This is a genomic window from Algibacter sp. L4_22 (assembly GCF_023473045.1).
GTDB lineage: Bacteria > Bacteroidota > Bacteroidia > Flavobacteriales > Flavobacteriaceae > Algibacter.
On record NZ_JAMCOK010000009.1, the window covers coordinates 1 to 16,253 of the forward strand.

The 16,253-nt window shown below is 33.0% G+C and carries 11 protein-coding genes; 1 reads left to right on the forward strand and 10 read right to left on the reverse strand.

Translation table 11 applies throughout. The features are described from left to right. Window positions 1-766 precede the first annotated feature (766 nt). The 10 genes from M4I23_RS18170 to M4I23_RS18215 all read right to left on the reverse strand — a co-directional run bounded on the left by M4I23_RS18170 (window position 767) and on the right by M4I23_RS18215 (window position 15,744). Window positions 767-2,545, reverse strand: coding sequence for an efflux RND transporter periplasmic adaptor subunit (locus tag M4I23_RS18170; RefSeq protein ID WP_249755339.1), 1,779 nt, complete (start codon window positions 2,543-2,545; stop codon window positions 767-769). Between the two features lie 4 nt (window positions 2,546-2,549). Further along, window positions 2,550-5,309: a heavy metal translocating P-type ATPase gene (locus tag M4I23_RS18175; RefSeq protein ID WP_249755340.1), complete on the reverse strand. Its 2,760-nt coding sequence runs from the start codon at window positions 5,307-5,309 to the stop codon at window positions 2,550-2,552. Window positions 5,310-5,379: 70 nt separating this feature from the next. Then, window positions 5,380-5,937 carry an AraC family transcriptional regulator gene (locus M4I23_RS18180; protein ID WP_158847337.1) on the reverse strand — a complete coding sequence of 186 codons (558 nt, stop codon included), beginning with the start codon at window positions 5,935-5,937 and terminating at the stop codon, window positions 5,380-5,382. Window positions 5,938-5,939: 2 nt separating this feature from the next. Then, on the reverse strand, window positions 5,940-6,392 hold the full coding sequence (locus M4I23_RS18185; RefSeq protein WP_158847339.1) for a heme-binding domain-containing protein: 453 nt from the start codon (window positions 6,390-6,392) through the stop codon (window positions 5,940-5,942). Further along, the gene (locus M4I23_RS18190; protein WP_249755341.1) at window positions 6,393-6,995 is read right to left on the reverse strand and encodes a DUF3347 domain-containing protein; all 603 of its coding nucleotides are present in this window, start codon (window positions 6,993-6,995) and stop codon (window positions 6,393-6,395) included. Window positions 6,996-7,036: 41 nt separating this feature from the next. Further along, window positions 7,037-9,385, reverse strand: a complete 2,349-nt coding sequence (locus M4I23_RS18195) for a multicopper oxidase domain-containing protein (RefSeq protein WP_249755342.1) — start codon at window positions 9,383-9,385, stop codon at window positions 7,037-7,039. Window position 9,386: 1 nt separating this feature from the next. Next, a complete protein-coding gene (locus tag M4I23_RS18200; RefSeq protein ID WP_249755343.1) occupies window positions 9,387-10,631 on the reverse strand; it encodes a TolC family protein in 1,245 nt (414 codons plus the stop codon). Between the two features lie 15 nt (window positions 10,632-10,646). After that, on the reverse strand, window positions 10,647-14,552 hold the full coding sequence (locus M4I23_RS18205) for an efflux RND transporter permease subunit (protein WP_249755344.1): 3,906 nt from the start codon (window positions 14,550-14,552) through the stop codon (window positions 10,647-10,649). 110 nt (window positions 14,553-14,662) lie between these two features. Further along, window positions 14,663-15,076, reverse strand: coding sequence for a hypothetical protein (locus tag M4I23_RS18210; protein WP_249755345.1), 414 nt, complete (start codon window positions 15,074-15,076; stop codon window positions 14,663-14,665). A 125-nt stretch (window positions 15,077-15,201) separates the two neighbouring features. Next, window positions 15,202-15,744 (reverse strand): DUF2911 domain-containing protein, encoded by a 543-nt coding sequence (locus M4I23_RS18215; protein ID WP_249755346.1) that lies wholly within the window; start codon window positions 15,742-15,744, stop codon window positions 15,202-15,204. A 177-nt stretch (window positions 15,745-15,921) separates the two neighbouring features. On the opposite strand from M4I23_RS18215, the gene M4I23_RS18220 reads away from it, so the two are divergent. Further along, window positions 15,922-16,233, forward strand: coding sequence for a DUF202 domain-containing protein (locus M4I23_RS18220; protein WP_158847351.1), 312 nt, complete (start codon window positions 15,922-15,924; stop codon window positions 16,231-16,233). Window positions 16,234-16,253: the final 20 nt, after the last annotated feature.

Consider the following 16,253-nt stretch of genomic DNA (forward strand, 5'->3'; position numbering starts at 1 on the left):
CCGATGGTACTGCATTTGTGGGAGAGTAGGTCGTTGCCTTTTTTAATCCTCAACAAGAAATTGTTGAGGATTTTTTTTGTTATAAACTTAAATGAAAAACTGAATTATAAGACTCTTTATATGAGTAAGTTATAGTTTTTTAAGACAAAGTCTAACTTAGGTTATATATTTTGATTGCTTTTTTTATTTACTTCAAGCTAAGTTGGGATTAGGTCAAAATAGTAGTGAGATTTAGGTCTAGGTAAAATATTAGTTAATCTAAAAAGGAAGAACTTTATATTTGTTAACCCTCTGAACTGCATTCTTATTACTTTTATTTTTGCATTGACATATTCTGCTGATGCATTTGTACTTCTGTTAGTTCATTACCATTCCCTAATCATATTTATAACAAGTAGATAAGTTTTGATATGTTTTTTTACTTCCTATAATTTTATCGGTATCATAACCAGAAGGTATAATGGCGTTATGTATTGATATTGCATTTATTTCAGTATCATCAAAAGAGATATCTATTTTCTTTTTATCAACATTCTGAACAACACTTTCGACACCTTATAATTTAATTTACTGCTTTTTCGATTGTTCTTTTACACATATCATAATTCTCTCTTACTCAAAAATAAATATTTGCATTGGCCATTTGTTTAGAAGTTTGTGTTTTTACTATTTCTGTTGTTTTTATATCATCGTTTTACAACTTACTAAACTAATTGTAGCTATAATGGCTAAACTTAAGATTATTATTATTGTATGAAATTATTAATTAGTCTATTATTTGTTTTACTTCTCCGCAAGTAAGCATTTTACTTCCAAAATATGGATTGATTATTTTCTCTTCTTTACTCAACCAATAAGCACCTTTGTTATTATCTCCCATTGGGCAAAATTGACGATACACTTTTTCGTTTATTCCAAATACTTCAACTGCTTCTGTTAAATGTGAAGAAAGGTTTTTAAAATATTTCCTTTGTTCTTCAATTGTATAGGTGTTTGAAATTGAAGTAGCGACTGTTTTTATTTCTTTTTCAATTGATACCCAATGCTTATAAATTTCTTTATTTTTTAATAACGTCTTATCTACTTTGTTTAAATCATTCAATACTTGTTTTGATTCAGCTTTGGAGCTGTTTAGATCGTCTTTTACCAAAGCATTTTTCAATATTATATAATCATTAAAGACTACTTTTAATTGATTCTGAAATTCTTCAGGCACTTTTATTCTTGTATTTTTATCTAAAGGTTCTGTTTTTACTGAAGGAGTCATTTCCATTCCAAGATGTCCTTCATGCCCCGTCATTACTTTGCCTCCTTTTTTATTCATCATAGATTTTTTGCCTTGTAATTGGGCAGCCGCATCTACAGTAAAGGTTCCATTGGTGACAATTACATCTCCATTATTTAGACCTTCTAAAACCTGATAATTATCTCCAAATTGGTGTCCTAATGTAATGTCTTGCATTTGAAAAACAGGTTCATTTGGATTTGTTTTTATGTACACTACAGAACGTTTTCCCGTCCATAAAACAGCTGAATCAGGAATTAATAAAACCGGTGCTTTACTTGAAGAACTAACGCCGTTAATTCTACCTTCTACAAACATGCCTGGTTTAAAAAGTTCGTTTTTATTATTCAATACCACTCTTAATTTTACCGTTCTTGTTTTACTATCTAAAATAGGATCAATAAAATCGACCTTCCCTTTAAATTCTTTATTAGAATATGCCTTAGTGGTTACCACAATATCCTGACCTTTTTTAAATTGACTAATTTGATTTTCATATACATCAAAATTTGCCCAAACAGTATTTAAATTAGATACTTTAAATATCGGTTTTCCGTCCATAATATGAGAACCTACATTTATAGCGATTTCGGTAACTACTCCAGAAACATGCGAATAAATGGTGAAACTATTTTTTACTTGTCCGGTTTGTTCTACCTCCTCTAATTGCTTACCATGGATCATCCAATTTTTAAACTTGTTTTTAACGGCATTATACAATTGTGGTTGCGATGCTTTTAATTTATAAGCTGTAATTAATTCTTGCTGTGCTGCAATTAATGCTGGTGAATAAATTTGAGCAACTGTTTGTCCTTTTTCAACACGTTCTCCTAAAGAATTTACAAACAGTTTTTCAACTCTACCGTTAAAATGGGCAGGCATTGTTGCTGTTTCATCCTCATTCTCGGTAATTTTTCCTGATAAAACAAAACCTGAATTTTCATTGGAAATACTTTCTCCTACTATTGATGTTTGAATATTGGCCAAAGCCATCGCGTTTTTAGAAAGCTTAAATTGATCTGCTAATAATCCTTTTGCACTGCTTGCAGCAGGAATTAAATCCATTCCGCAAATAGGGCAGTCTCCAGCCTCTGGTTGCATAATTTGAGGATGCATAGAGCAAGTCCACATTTGATTTGTTTCTGTAGCTTCATTATGTTTGTGCACTGTCTCTGTAGATGTAGTGTTTCCTCCAAAAAACATCCAACCTAAAAGTAAACCAACAGCTAACACTGCTATATAAATGATATATTTTTTCATAATTTTATATTTTAATATTTTTTAAACGTAAGGCATTTGCAATTACAGAAACCGAACTAAAACTCATGGCTAAAGCTGCAATCATTGGTGATAATAAAATACCGAAAAATGGAAACAAAACACCTGCTGCAATTGGTATTCCAATAGTGTTATAAAACAAGGCGAAAAACAAGTTTTGTTTGATGTTTTTCATAACCGCTTCACTTAAATGTTGTGCTTTTACAATACCATGTAAATCACCTTTAACCAAAGTAATCATTGCACTTTCAATGGCTACATCTGTTCCTGTTCCCATAGCTATACCAACATCACTTTTTGCCAATGCTGGTGCGTCATTAATTCCGTCTCCGGCCATCGCAACTACTTTTCCTTGTTCTTGTAATTTGGTTACTTCTTGTAATTTGTTTTCTGGTAACATACTTGCTTTAAAATCGGCAAGATGAAGTTCTGACGCTACTGCTTGTGCCGTATCGAAATTATCACCAGTAAGCATGATTACTGCAACACCTCTATCTTGAAGCGCTTTAATTGCTTTTGCACTTGTTGCTTTTATTTTATCACCAATAACCACATAACCAACAACTTTTTTATCTACTGATAAATAAGAAACCGTTTTACCTTGTTTTTGATAGGTTTTAGCTTCTTCTTCCATTTTAAAAGTGATTTCCGCATTGGCATAAACCATCATTTTAGGGTTTCCTAAGGCTACTTTTTTACTGCTAATAGTGGCTTCAACACCTTTTCCTGTAATGGCACTAAATTCTTCCGATTTTAGAATTTCAGTATTTTGGGTTTTACCATATTTTACGGTAGCTTCCGCTAAAGGATGCTCGCTATTAGAATTTAAAGACACAATATATTGCAGCACTTCTTTATCACTTAAAACGTTATTAAATGCAGCTGCTTTTTCTACTGTTGGTTTTCCTTCGGTAATAGTTCCTGTTTTATCAATAATTAAGGTGTCTACTTTTGCCATTCTTTCTAGTGCTTCTGCATTTTTAACCAATACACCATTTTGTGCGCCTTTACCAACACCAACCATTATAGACATTGGCGTTGCTAAACCCAATGCACAAGGACAGGCAATAATTAATACGGCAATAGCATTTACAAATGCATACACATAAACAGGTTCTGGTCCCCAAATAGCCCAAACTCCAAAAGTGATTACAGAAATAAAAACCACAACTGGTACAAAATAACCAGACACTTTATCTGCTAAATTCTGAATGGGTGCACGACTTCTACTTGCATCATTTACCATTTTAATAATTTGAGAGAGTAGGGTGTCGCTACCAATTTTCTCTGCTTTCATTAAAAAAACTTGATTTCCATTAATGGTTCCGCAACTTACTTTATCGCCTACTGAGCGATCTACAGGAATCGGTTCTCCAGAAATCATAGATTCGTCGATAGTGGTATTTCCTTCAGTTATAATTCCATCTACAGGAATTTTATCTCCTGGTTTTACTTTTAGAATATCGTGTAATTCAATTTTATCAATACTGACTGCTACATCTTCTCCATCTACTATTTTTATCGCCTTATTAGGCGCTAGTTTTAGCAATTCTTTTACTGCTGAATTTGTTTTGCTATGCGCACGCGCTTCTAATAATTGACCTAAAAGCACCAATGTTAAAATAACCGTTGCTGCTTCAAAATAAACATGTACAGCACCTGATTCTGTTTTAAATTGCGCAGGAAAAACATCAGGAAAGAACATACCGAATACCGAAAATAGCCAAGATATCCCTGCACCAATTCCGATAAGTGTAAACATATTCAGGTTCCAAGTTTTGATACTTCTGTAAGCACGTTCAAAAAACATCCAAGTGGCATAAAAAACCACAGGAATAGACAATGCAAACTGAATCCAATTCCATTGTTTTTGCTCTAAAATAGTGTATAATGGATTGTTCGGAATCATTTCACTCATTGCAATAAAAAATATTGGTAATGTGAATGCCACTGCAATCCAAAACTTTTTTAAGAGCTTTTTGTAGGTTTTATCTTCCGCTGAAATATCTGGCTGCATTGGCACTAAATCCATTCCGCAAATAGGACAAGAACCTGCTTCATCTTTTACAATTTCCGGGTGCATTGGGCAAGTCCATTGTTCTGCTGTGTTAATGGATAAATTTTGCTCTTCAACTAAATCCATTCCACAAACAGGACAATCTCCCGCTTTGTCATACGTTTTATCGTCTTCGCAATGCATCGGACAATAAAATACACCGGTTCCTTTTCCTTTTGGAAGCTCTTTTTTAACCTCTTTAATATGATGATGCTCTTCTAACTTATGAATACGATACCTGTCACCATCCTTTTTTAACGCTTCTTGAAATTTTTCAATAGAAATATGAGATTCCATTTCTATGGTAGCTTCTGCTTTTTCTAAATCTACGGTTGCTTTTATAACACCTTTTACTTTTGAAAGGATGTCTTCAACATGACCGCGACAGCCATTACAAGTCATTCCGTGTATGTGATAGCTGTGTTTCATTCCGGTTTCTTCGGAAATGGAAATGTCCTTCTCGGTATGTTTATGATCTCCTAATTTATGAATGCTATACCTGTCACCATCCTTTTTTAATGCGTCTTGAAAGGTTTCCAAAGAAATATGAGATTCCATTTCTATAGTCGCTTCTGCTTTGTCTAAATCTACTGCAACTTTAGAAACACCTTTTACTTTAGAAAGTGTTTTTTCAACGTGTCCACGACAACCGTTACAAGTCATTCCGTGTATGTGATATGTATGTTTCATTTTATCTGATTTTTATACATCAAAATTAAACAGATGTTATTTGTTTTGTTTTCACAATTCTGATTCTTATTTATACAATTTGGTCTAAAGATTTTCTATCCCAATCTTGTAAATTTTTATAGTCTGACATGGACATTCCTGTAATTGCTTTAAATTGTCTTGCCAAATGACTGCTTGTTTTATAATTTAAGGTATATGCTATTTCAGAAAAATTTAATTGACCTAGCTGTATAAGTTCTTTTACTTTTTCAATTTTTAAGTTGATGGTATATTTTTCTAGTGTAATACCTTCAGACTTGCTAAAAAGTTTGCTTATAGCCGTTTCCGTTTTATTAAATTTTTTTCCTAAAGTTTTAAATAAATCGTCAGTTTTTGCTAATTCAATTTTATGAATAAGCATTACTTTTATTTGTTCTACCAAAGTTTCTGTTTCGTTTTTAATAATTTCAAAACCGATATTTATGAGTGCATTATTTAAATCTTGGCGATTACTATTTATTCCTTTTATGGCCATTACTTTACCTAATTCTACAGATTCAACCGTATAATTTTCAGCAATAAAAATGGATAAAACTGAAGAGATACAACGATTACATACCATATTTTTTATATAAATAGTTTCTTTCATTTTTAGAGACTGTCCTTTAATTTAGTTATCCATTTAACGATGGTCGTTTTATCTTCTTCTGAAAATTTTGCTTTTTTATGAATCAAAGTATACGATTCTAAAGGCATTTTATCACTTTCTATTTGTTTGATTATTGATCGTAATTTACTTCCTTTTCTTCGGTTTGATAAAACATCCCATTCACTAAAGTTTAACTCTGACTTTCCTTCTTTAACATGATCTTCTAAAAACCAAGCAATAGGTTGTATTTTATTGTACCAAGGATATGCCGTATTGTTACTATGACAATCATAACAAGATATTTGCAACTTACTTTTAAGAACATTAGGCACATTATTAACCAGCATAAAATCGGTTATTGGTACAACGTTACTTTGGTTACGTTCTGTGGATATAAATTGTATACCCACAAAAACGACCAATACAATAATTGCTATGATTTTAACAATTTTCATTTAGTTAATCTCTTTTTGCAATTTTCCACATTTCAACATTTTGCTTCCGTAGTAAGGGTTTTTAATGTCTTTACTCATACTTAACCAAGCAGAACCTTTATCGTACATTGGGCAAAATTGCTCATATAAAGTGTTTGTTGTTCCTGTAATAGTAACCATATCTGTAACATCTTTACTTAATACTTTAAAATGTTCTCTTTGGTGTGCCATTGGGCTTTCAGAAATATGTTCTGCATGTTCCGCAGCATCTTCAATAATTTCATTTAATTCTTCTTGTTCTGCATCTGTGTATTTAGAAATATCTAAACCTTTTAGACTTTTTACTAATGTTGCTCCTAATTCTTTTGCTTTTGCATTATCATCTGCCACTAAAGCATCTTTTAGATTGAAGTAACCTTTTAGTACCATTTCTGAATTCCCATTTTGATCACTACTCATCACCATTCCTTTCTTTTCACTATCGTGATGACCATCATTCGCGTCATGATTCATTTCTGAATGCTTTTCTGTTTTAGCCTGCTCTTTCTTACCGTCTTTGCAAGACATTACTATTAAGCTTAAAATGGCCATTGCCAAAATTGTTGTTAATTTTAAATGTTTCATTTTTTATTTATTTAAATGTTATTATTAATTGTTTTTCTATGTTAAAAACTTACAGATAAACCACCTCCAGCACCATAACGGTTATCGTAACTTGCCATTAGTGATACGTTTCTAGAAAGCATATATTCTGCTCCTGCACTCCATACAGTTTCTGAAGTAAAGTCTTTATTTATAGGTAAATCATTTACGATACCTAAATCTATCTGATATTCATAATAGCCAAAAACAGATAATTTAGGGAATAGCATTATACTTCTTCCTAAGCCAATTCTGGGTCTTAATTCATTATCAATACGGGCATCAAGGTTGAATAAGTAAGGTGTTAAATACCGAATACCAACTACTGCGGTTGTTTTAAAATCACCCAAACTTTCTGGTGTTTCATTTTCTATATTAACACCCCCAAAGACTCTTAGATAATCATGTAAATAGCGCTCATAGGTAAATTCTCCTTCTATGTTTTTGTTCCAGCCATATTCAAAAGAAGCATTAAACTGATTTCTAATATTTGAAGTAACGAGATTAAAACCTGTTGTATGTGAGGCAACATCTACCATTCCCCAAGAATACCATTTATCTGTTTCTGCAATAATTTTAGAAGCTGGGAATTCATCCATTCTTGGGTCTCTTGGTGTATCATATGATACGACTCGTGCCATACCACCCATCATATGATATAAAATATGACAATGAAAAAACCAGTCTCCATTTTCATCTCCCTTATTTCCATAAAACTCTAAGGTTACTTTTTGCATTGGTGGAACATTGACTGTATGCTTTAAAGGTGAATACGCTCCATTTTTATTCAGTACTCTAAAGAAGTGACCATGTAAATGCATCGGATGATGCATCATGGTTAAATTATTAAAAGTAATTCTAGTTACTTGGTTGGCTTTTATTTTAATATTATCCGCTTCAGAAAGTGGTACGCCATTCATACTCCATATATAGCGATTCATATTTCCTGTAAGGTTTAACAAGATATCATTGACAGGTACAGAAGTGTCATACGTTGTTTTTTCTGGTGATTTTAAGTAATCGTAACTATACTCAGAAAACATATCCATGCCTTCCATTCCTTGCGTGGAACCATCACTCTTCATGTTCATTTCCTTCATTTTAGAATGATCCATTTGTATAGTTTCACTCTTCATATTGATTCCATCCATTTTAGAAGTATTCATGCTTGCCATAGAATCCTCTTTCTTTTCAGAATGATTCATATCCATACCTTGCATATTCTTCATCTGCATTCCGTATTCCTCCTTTATTTTAAAACGCTCATCTTTTTTAGGTTGAAACTTTAAAGCGTGCGCTCCCATTTTCATATCCATTTTCGCCATTTTTTGCATCATTCCAATCTTATCTGGTTTTGGAATATTCATGGCAGGTAACACTTTTCCGTTTCCTATAAAAGCAGAAGCAGTGCCAGAACCGTCTTGTGCCGTAATTTTAAATTCTATTTTCCCTTCTTTGGGAATCTTAACAATAAAATCGTACGCTTCAGCAATTGCGATAAAAGTTTTGTTCTTTTTAACAGGAACAACATCTAGACCATCAGCAGAAATTAACAATGGTTCCTCACCACCAAAAGTCATCCAAAAAGATGTAGAAGCACCTCCATCAATGATTCTCAATCGTACTTTTTCTCCAGCTTTAAATTCTGGATACTCGATACTTTGTTCTCCATTGATAAGAAATGCAGGATAATATATATCGGCTATATCTGCACCTTCCATTCGTTGTCTCCAAAAATTTAATTGTGCTCCAAAAGCGCCACGAGCAATAACCTTATTTAAGGGTGTAGCTGTTCCTTTTTTAATATTGTACCACTCATTTCCTCGTTTTAAATTACGAAGCACATTCACTGGTTTTTCATTGGTCCAGTCAGACAACATTAAGACTAATTCTTTATCATAATCTAAAGTCTGTACTTTGGATTTTATTACAATAGAACCAAATACACCACTTTGTTCTTGTAACATGGTGTGAGAATGGTACCAATAAGTTCCAGATTGTTTTATAGGAAACTCATACTTCTGTGTATGTCCAGGCTCAATTGGGGGTGTTGTTAAATAAGGAACGCCATCGTAAAAATTAGGTAATAGAAGTCCATGCCAATGCACAGAAGTTTCTACATCCATTTCGTTTTTTACATAGATAACAGCATATTCGCCTTCCGTAAACTCTAAAGTAGGACCTGGGATTGTCCCGTTTACGGTCATTCCCATAACTTCTTTTCCTGCTTTATTAACAGTAGCTTTACGTAATGTAATTGTGTGCTCTCTAACAGGAAGATGATTTATATTCCTCTCGTGCGTCAATTCTTTTTGTGCAAAAACACCTGTTGTTAAAGCTATTAAAAAGAGTAATATTATATTAGCTTTCATATTATTTTGTTATTAAATAGTTAATAATTGTAGATTGAACGTAATAAGATTTCACCGAGTCAATTAGATTAATTTGAAACTTTAATTGCAATTCCTGAATATCTAAAACATCATTAAAATCAATCGTTCCTGTTTCATAACTTCTAATTAAAATGTCTTCTGCATCTTTGGCTTGTTGTAGATTTTTAACTTGCGTATTATAACTAATTCTTGCAGAAACTCGGTCGTTTACAGCCTTGTCTAAAAGCGTTTCTAAGCTGTTTAAGCGGTCTTGTTTTTGCGCTTCAATCTCTTGTTGCTGCAACTCGTTTTGTTTGGTTTGTGATTTATATTTCTTATTAAAAATTGGAATAGAAACCGAAAGCATTGGCATTACAATATCCTTTCCGTTATCAATAAAACTCATGTCTGGTCTTTTATCAACATTGATATAATCTAATCCAAAACCAATTAAAGGACTGCTTTCTTTTTGATTTAATAATTCTGATTTTTCTACAGATTGATACAGTTTATCATATTTTAACAATTCAGGATGTAATGCTAAGTTTTTAGTGTTTATTTCAAAATCTTCCGAAGGTAAATTCAATTCATTTACTATGGAAACCGCAATCTCTTTATCACGATTTAAAAGCTTGTTAAAATTTGTTTGTTCTGCAAGAAATTGTTGGCCTAATACTTCTAATAATTGTTGCATTTCATTCTGTCTCATTTGTAAACGCAAGACATCTACAGCAGATGCTTTGCCAACTTCAACAGAAGTTAACGCTAATGTTTCATAGGTATCTAATAGTTTTATATTTTTAACTAAAACAGTTTGTTTTGCTTTATTAGCATACAGATTGTAATAGGATTGCGAAACCGAAGCCATCAATTTTCTTTTAGCAATAACAATGTCTTCATATTTTGCATCTGCCAATGCATTTACATAATTTTCTCTAGCTGAAATATTACCAAACCAAGGCAACATTTGTTTAGCAGATACCTTAAAACGCTGTGCTCCAGTTCGGGTTTCTGGTTCACTTATAAAATAACCAACAGCAAATTCTGTGTTAGGCAAGGTGTTTACTTCATTCACTTTTTCGGAAGCAATGCTATATTGCAACTCGAATTTTTGAATTTCAGGGTTGTTTTCTAAAGCCACGTTAATGTAGTTTTCTAGCTCTTGTGCACTTGTAAAAAGACTCAAGAAGCAAAAACAAAGAAACAAGACTGTTTTCTGTACGATATGATTTTTATAGTTTTTCATTGTATATTTTTATATCTATTTTCTAAGCTCTTTTCTCCCTAATCTTTTCAACTTAATTTCCTCTCTCCAACTATATAAAACCGGAACGATAAAGTAGGAGGTAATGTCAATTACCATTCCTCCAAAGATTGGAATCGCCATCGGAATCATAATATCGCTTCCTTTTCCTGTGGATGTTAAAACGGGTAATAATGCCAAAATAGTAGTTACTGTTGTCATTAAACACGGACGAATACGTTTCTTAGCTGCTTCTAAAGCAGCAACTCGAATGCTCATTTTATCTGATGGTTTTTCACGATCAAAAGTCTGAGTTAAGTAAGTTGCCATGACAACGCCGTCGTCTGTTGCAATACCAAATAAGGCAATAAAACCAACCCAAACAGCCACACTTAAATTGATAGTTTTCATATTGAAAAGATCTCGCATATTCTCGCCAAAGAAGCTAAAATTGAAAAACCAATCTTGTCCGTATAACCAAATCATAATAAAACCACCTGCAAATGCTACTGCAATTCCGGTAAATACCATTAACGATGTGGTTACCGATTTAAACTGAAAATACAGTATCAAGAAAATAATAGCCAATGCTAAAGGCACCACAACTGCTAGTGTTTTTTCTGCTCGCAATTGGTTCTCATAAGTACCCGTAAATTTATAACTGATGCCTTTAGGAACCGTTAATTCTCCGGAATCTATTTTTTGTTGAAATAAAGCTTGCGCATTTTCTACCACATCTACTTCTGCAAAACCATCTATTTTATCAAACAAAACATAACCCACTAAAAAAGTATCTTCACTTTTAATCACTTGCGGACCTTGTTCATATTTAATAGTTGCTAATTCACTTAATGGCACAGGATTCCCTTTTTCTACAGGAATATAAATGTCTTTGATATCTTCTGGATTGCCACGTAATTCTCTTGGGTAACGTACACGAACTCCATAGCGTTCTCTACCTTCAACCGTTTGAGTTAAAGCCATACCACCAATGGCAACTTTTAGCACACTTTGTACATCCTCTATAGAAATGCCATAACGTGCTATTTTTTCCCTATCAATATCGATTAATAAATAAGGCTTACCAACAATTCTATCCGCAAAAACAGCTTCTACTTTAACACCTTCAGCTTGTTTTAAAAGACTTTCTAATTGCAACCCAAAAGCTTCAATTTGTTTTAAATCTTGTCCTTTTACTTTAATTCCCATGGGCGCTCGCATACCTGTTTGTAGCATCACCAATCTGGTTTCTATAGGTTGTAATTTTGGGGCAGAAGTAACACCTGGTAATTTGGTAACTTTAATAATTTCTTTCCAAATATCATCTGGATTTTTAATTTCTGGTCGCCAGTTTCTAAAGAATTCTCCGTCGTTGTCTTCTATTAATTGAGAGCTTTCAACGGATGTTCCTGAAGTAATAAAACGTTTTGTTTTGTTATTATTAGCAGGATTATGAGATTCCTCGTCGCTCGTTCCTCGCTCTGTCGGAATGACATTCGTTTTTAACTCAAACAAACCATCAGCATTTACTCTATAACGTTGTCTTTTTCCTTCGGAATTACGCATATATTCCGGTTTATACTGAATCATGTTTTCGTACATCGATAAAGGCGCAGGATCTAAAGGCGATTCTGTTCTACCCGCTTTTCCAACCACTGTTTCAATTTCTGGAATGGTCGCAACCGCCATATCCAATTGCTGCAACACACGTTTATTTTCTTCAACTCCAGCATGCGGAAGAGAAGTAGGCATGAGTAGAAAAGAACCTTCATTTAAAGAAGGCATAAACTCTTTTCCTGTGTTTTTCATAATGTATATTCCAGAAATAAGAACCATTATCGGAATCACTAAAAACAACATTTTGTTCGCCAAAGCCCATTGTAATATTCGGCCGTAATATTTTCTCAAAACAGAGAATATTCCTAAAATTCCGAAGCAAATAATAGACACAAAAATAAGGTTGATAAAGATGCTGCGATTAAAACCTAAAGGTCTCCAATATTCTGCCAATAGAAATACAATGGCAATTGATGAGATAATGATATTTACAAAGTTTTTAGAAAGCGAAAAATGAAAAGTGAAAAAGGAAAATTTAATTTCAGTTTTATTAAAATACAAACTCCATAAATACAAAATTCCGAAGGCGATTAAAATAGTTCCTAACCAAAATCCGCTGATCACAATTACAATTCCTGCAAGAAATAAAGCACCACTTACAATGTATTTAAATGCGTTTTTTAGGGTTGTTTTACGGAATAAAAAAGCAGCAAATGGAGGAATGATAAACAAAGCAATCACTAAAGAAGCTGATAATGCCATTGTTTTTGTAAACGCTAAAGGTCTAAACAATTTACCTTCTGCACCAATCATTGTGAATACAGGCACAAAACTGATAATAGTGGTTAAAACCGCTGTTAAAATAGCGCCAGAAACTTCTGCTGTAGCATTGTAAATAACTTCGTTTATGGATAGTTTGTTGTTATGAGATGCTTCGTCGCTCTTGCCTTGCTCTGTCGGAATAACATTATCGCTTTCATTTTTACCTTCCTCTTTTACCTTTTCACTCTTCACTTTCCACTTTTCACTTTCCTCATCGAGATGGCGAATCATATTTTCGGCGAGTATGACGCCAACATCAACCATGGTTCCAATAGCGATGGCAATACCAGATAATGCCACAATATTGGCATCCACATTAAAGAGTTTCATGGTCACAAATACCATTAAAATAGCCACAGGTAATAAGCCAGAAATTAAAAGAGAAGCTCTTAAATTAAAGACCATTACAATAATCACCAAAATAGTAATTAATATTTCTAAGGTTAAAGCTTCACTAAGCGTGTCTAAGGTTTCTACAATCAGTTCAGAACGATCATAAAAAGGCACGATTGTTAATTGCGATGTACGTCCGTCTGCTAAAACTTTAGAAGGTAAACCACCTTTTAATTCTTCTATTTGGGCTTTTACATTCGTAATCACTTCCATTGGGTTTGCGCCATATCTTGCCACTACAACACCACCAACAACTTCTGCTCCTTCTTTGTCTAATATCCCGCGTCTAGCGGCAGGTCCTAAAGAAACTTTAGCAATGTCTTTAATTTTAATAGCCGTAAAATCTTTAGAAGTTACGACTGCATTTTCTATATCTTCAATAGATTTTACATAGCCTAAACCACGAACTAAATATTCAACTTTATTAATTTCTAAAGTCTGTGCTCCAATATCTTTATTACTGTCCTTAACTGCTTTTACAACTTGGTTTAACCCAATATTGTATTGACGCATTAATTCTGGGTTCACATCAATTTGATATTCTTGCACATACCCACCAATAGAAGCCACTTCTGAAACCCCACTTGCAGAAGACAAACCATATTTTACATAGTAATCTTGTATGCTTCGTAATTCTTGTAAATCCCAACCACCAGTTACGTTTCCGTCTTTATCTCTACCTTCTAAAGTGTACCAATAAATCTGTCCTAAACCTGTAGCATCTGGTCCTAAAGCAGGATTTATTCCTTCTGGTAATAGATTACTCGGTAAGGAGTTAAGTTTTTCTAAAATTCGGCTTCTGCTCCAGTAAAATTCAATGTCTTCTTCAAAAATGATATAAATACTGGAGAAGCCAAACATCGAAGAACTACGAATGGTTTTGACTCCAGGAATACCGAGTAAAGTGGTTGTTAAAGGATAGGTAATTTGGTCTTCAATATCTTGTGGAGACCGACCATCCCACTTTGTAAATACAATTTGTTGATTTTCGCCAATATCTGGAATGGCATCTACAGCTACGGGATTACTTGGTAAAAAGCCAGTATCCCAATTAAAAGGAGCGTTTACAGTTCCCCATCCAATAAAAAGGACCAATAATAAAACCGATACGATTTTATGTTCTATTAAATATTTAATAATCTTATTTAGCATAAAGCCTGATATTTAAAACAATTAAAAAGTGATGTTAGAAAAACACCGAATACAGCGACATCATCCAAATGAAGTGAATCATTGGATAATACAGTCTATTGTTTTAAAAATCAGATTAAATAAGTCTCGTCAAGCTTAAAGAGTTGCTTGTTAACGAGTGGTGGTTTGTAGGCTTCTAAGGTTGAATCAGTATGGTCTGAACCTTCAAAAAGGTTGGTATACGTGTAAACAAATGAAGCTATAAAAAGTTGTTGTTCAAAAGAAATAGCATCTACTTGTAGCTGTAACTCGTCTTGACCATCAACAACTAATTGTTTATCGCTACAACAATTCTTTTCTGTAATCTTACAATCTTTGGTTGCAGGTTTTTGCATATCCATGCCGCAACCTTTTGCTTTATGAAACAGAGCAGTCTCTACTAAAGAATCTCCACAATAATGCATGTTCATTGTGAAAGACATGGTAGAGCATAACACTACAATAGTCATCACGAAAGACATTATTTTATGGGATACTTTTTTCATAATTTACACAAAGGTAATAAATTTTAACTACACATTATTTCGTTTAACACAAGCTTAAGTGCTGCTATAAAAAAATCCCGTAAACTTATGTTTACGGGATTTTTTATTTTTAATAAAATTCCGTTTTATTTAACGAAGGGCACAGCAACTCTAGCAGTTCCCCAACCTAAATGCATGTTTATTGCACCATCAGCTTCATCAAAAACGATAGAAAAAGCATCTAAGCTATCTCCAGTTGTTACTGGTACAGATAATCTTGCAACATCGTTTTCTTCCTTATAAAAGTAAGAACCCCAAACATTTAAATCTTTACTGATAATAGCAGTCCATTCCTTTTCATTCGGAATTAAGTAAAATGTATAAGTTCCAGTTTTAATAGTAGTATCACCAAATTTCATGTCTGTAAATAATGTAAGTTCTGCAGCTTCGTTAGCTCCAGTACGCCATACTTCTCCATTTGGAGCAAGTGCACTTAGTTCTCTATCTTTTAATTGCGGACGACTGTAAACTATTTTAATTAGCTTGTTGGCATCTTTGTAAGATGTTGGAAAGGCAGCAGCATCCATTGGGCTTTTGTCTAATTTACTGAATTTTTGAGCATTTACGCCTGTAGATAAAAGCATTAAGAATGCAAATGTGATTGTTGTTAATAAAGTTGTTTTTTTCATAATTGAAGATTCTATTATTTTTAATGGTTTAAAGTTAAGCTTAAAAGCGCTTATATTAATGTAAAGTCGGTTTGTAAAGTTAAAGTTTACAGAATTTTTAATATTTTTTTAGTTGAAATTTTATCGTAAATCCCTTTTCTTACTAAAAAAATGTACTTTTATATTTAAATTGATAAAATGAAACTTTTACATTTCGGGCGTGATTTTAAACCAGACGAACAAATTATTTTAAGAGATTACCTTGCTATCGAGCGTACACGCTTAGCAAACGAGCGTACCTTGTTATCCTACATTCGCTCGTCCCTTTATTTGCTTTTAGGAAGTCTTGCTATGTACGAAATAAAAGAATTTCCAAACTTTAGATATCTTACTATTATAGGTTTAGTTTTTAGTGCATTGTTTTTTGTGATAGGGATTTATCGGTTTTCTTTACTTAAAAGAAGTTTGAAACGTTTGCATTATATGTCGGAAAATAATGAAAGTAAATAGGTTTTATATGAATTTTAAAT

What these genes read in the sequence shown, in the direction of transcription:
- M4I23_RS18170 (WP_249755339.1), bottom strand. Translation starts at nt 2,545, where the DNA reads ATGAAAAAATATATCATTTATATAGCAGTGTTAGCTGTTGGTTTACTT.
- M4I23_RS18175 (WP_249755340.1), bottom strand. Translation starts at nt 5,309, where the DNA reads ATGAAACATACATATCACATACACGGAATGACTTGTAACGGTTGTCGT.
- M4I23_RS18180 (WP_158847337.1), bottom strand. Translation starts at nt 5,937, where the DNA reads ATGAAAGAAACTATTTATATAAAAAATATGGTATGTAATCGTTGTATC.
- M4I23_RS18185 (WP_158847339.1), bottom strand. Translation starts at nt 6,392, where the DNA reads ATGAAAATTGTTAAAATCATAGCAATTATTGTATTGGTCGTTTTTGTG.
- M4I23_RS18190 (WP_249755341.1), bottom strand. Translation starts at nt 6,995, where the DNA reads ATGAAACATTTAAAATTAACAACAATTTTGGCAATGGCCATTTTAAGC.
- M4I23_RS18195 (WP_249755342.1), bottom strand. Translation starts at nt 9,385, where the DNA reads ATGAAAGCTAATATAATATTACTCTTTTTAATAGCTTTAACAACAGGT.
- M4I23_RS18200 (WP_249755343.1), bottom strand. Translation starts at nt 10,631, where the DNA reads ATGAAAAACTATAAAAATCATATCGTACAGAAAACAGTCTTGTTTCTT.
- M4I23_RS18205 (WP_249755344.1), bottom strand. Translation starts at nt 14,552, where the DNA reads ATGCTAAATAAGATTATTAAATATTTAATAGAACATAAAATCGTATCG.
- M4I23_RS18210 (WP_249755345.1), bottom strand. Translation starts at nt 15,076, where the DNA reads ATGAAAAAAGTATCCCATAAAATAATGTCTTTCGTGATGACTATTGTA.
- M4I23_RS18215 (WP_249755346.1), bottom strand. Translation starts at nt 15,744, where the DNA reads ATGAAAAAAACAACTTTATTAACAACAATCACATTTGCATTCTTAATG.
- M4I23_RS18220 (WP_158847351.1), top strand. Translation starts at nt 15,922, where the DNA reads ATGAAACTTTTACATTTCGGGCGTGATTTTAAACCAGACGAACAAATT.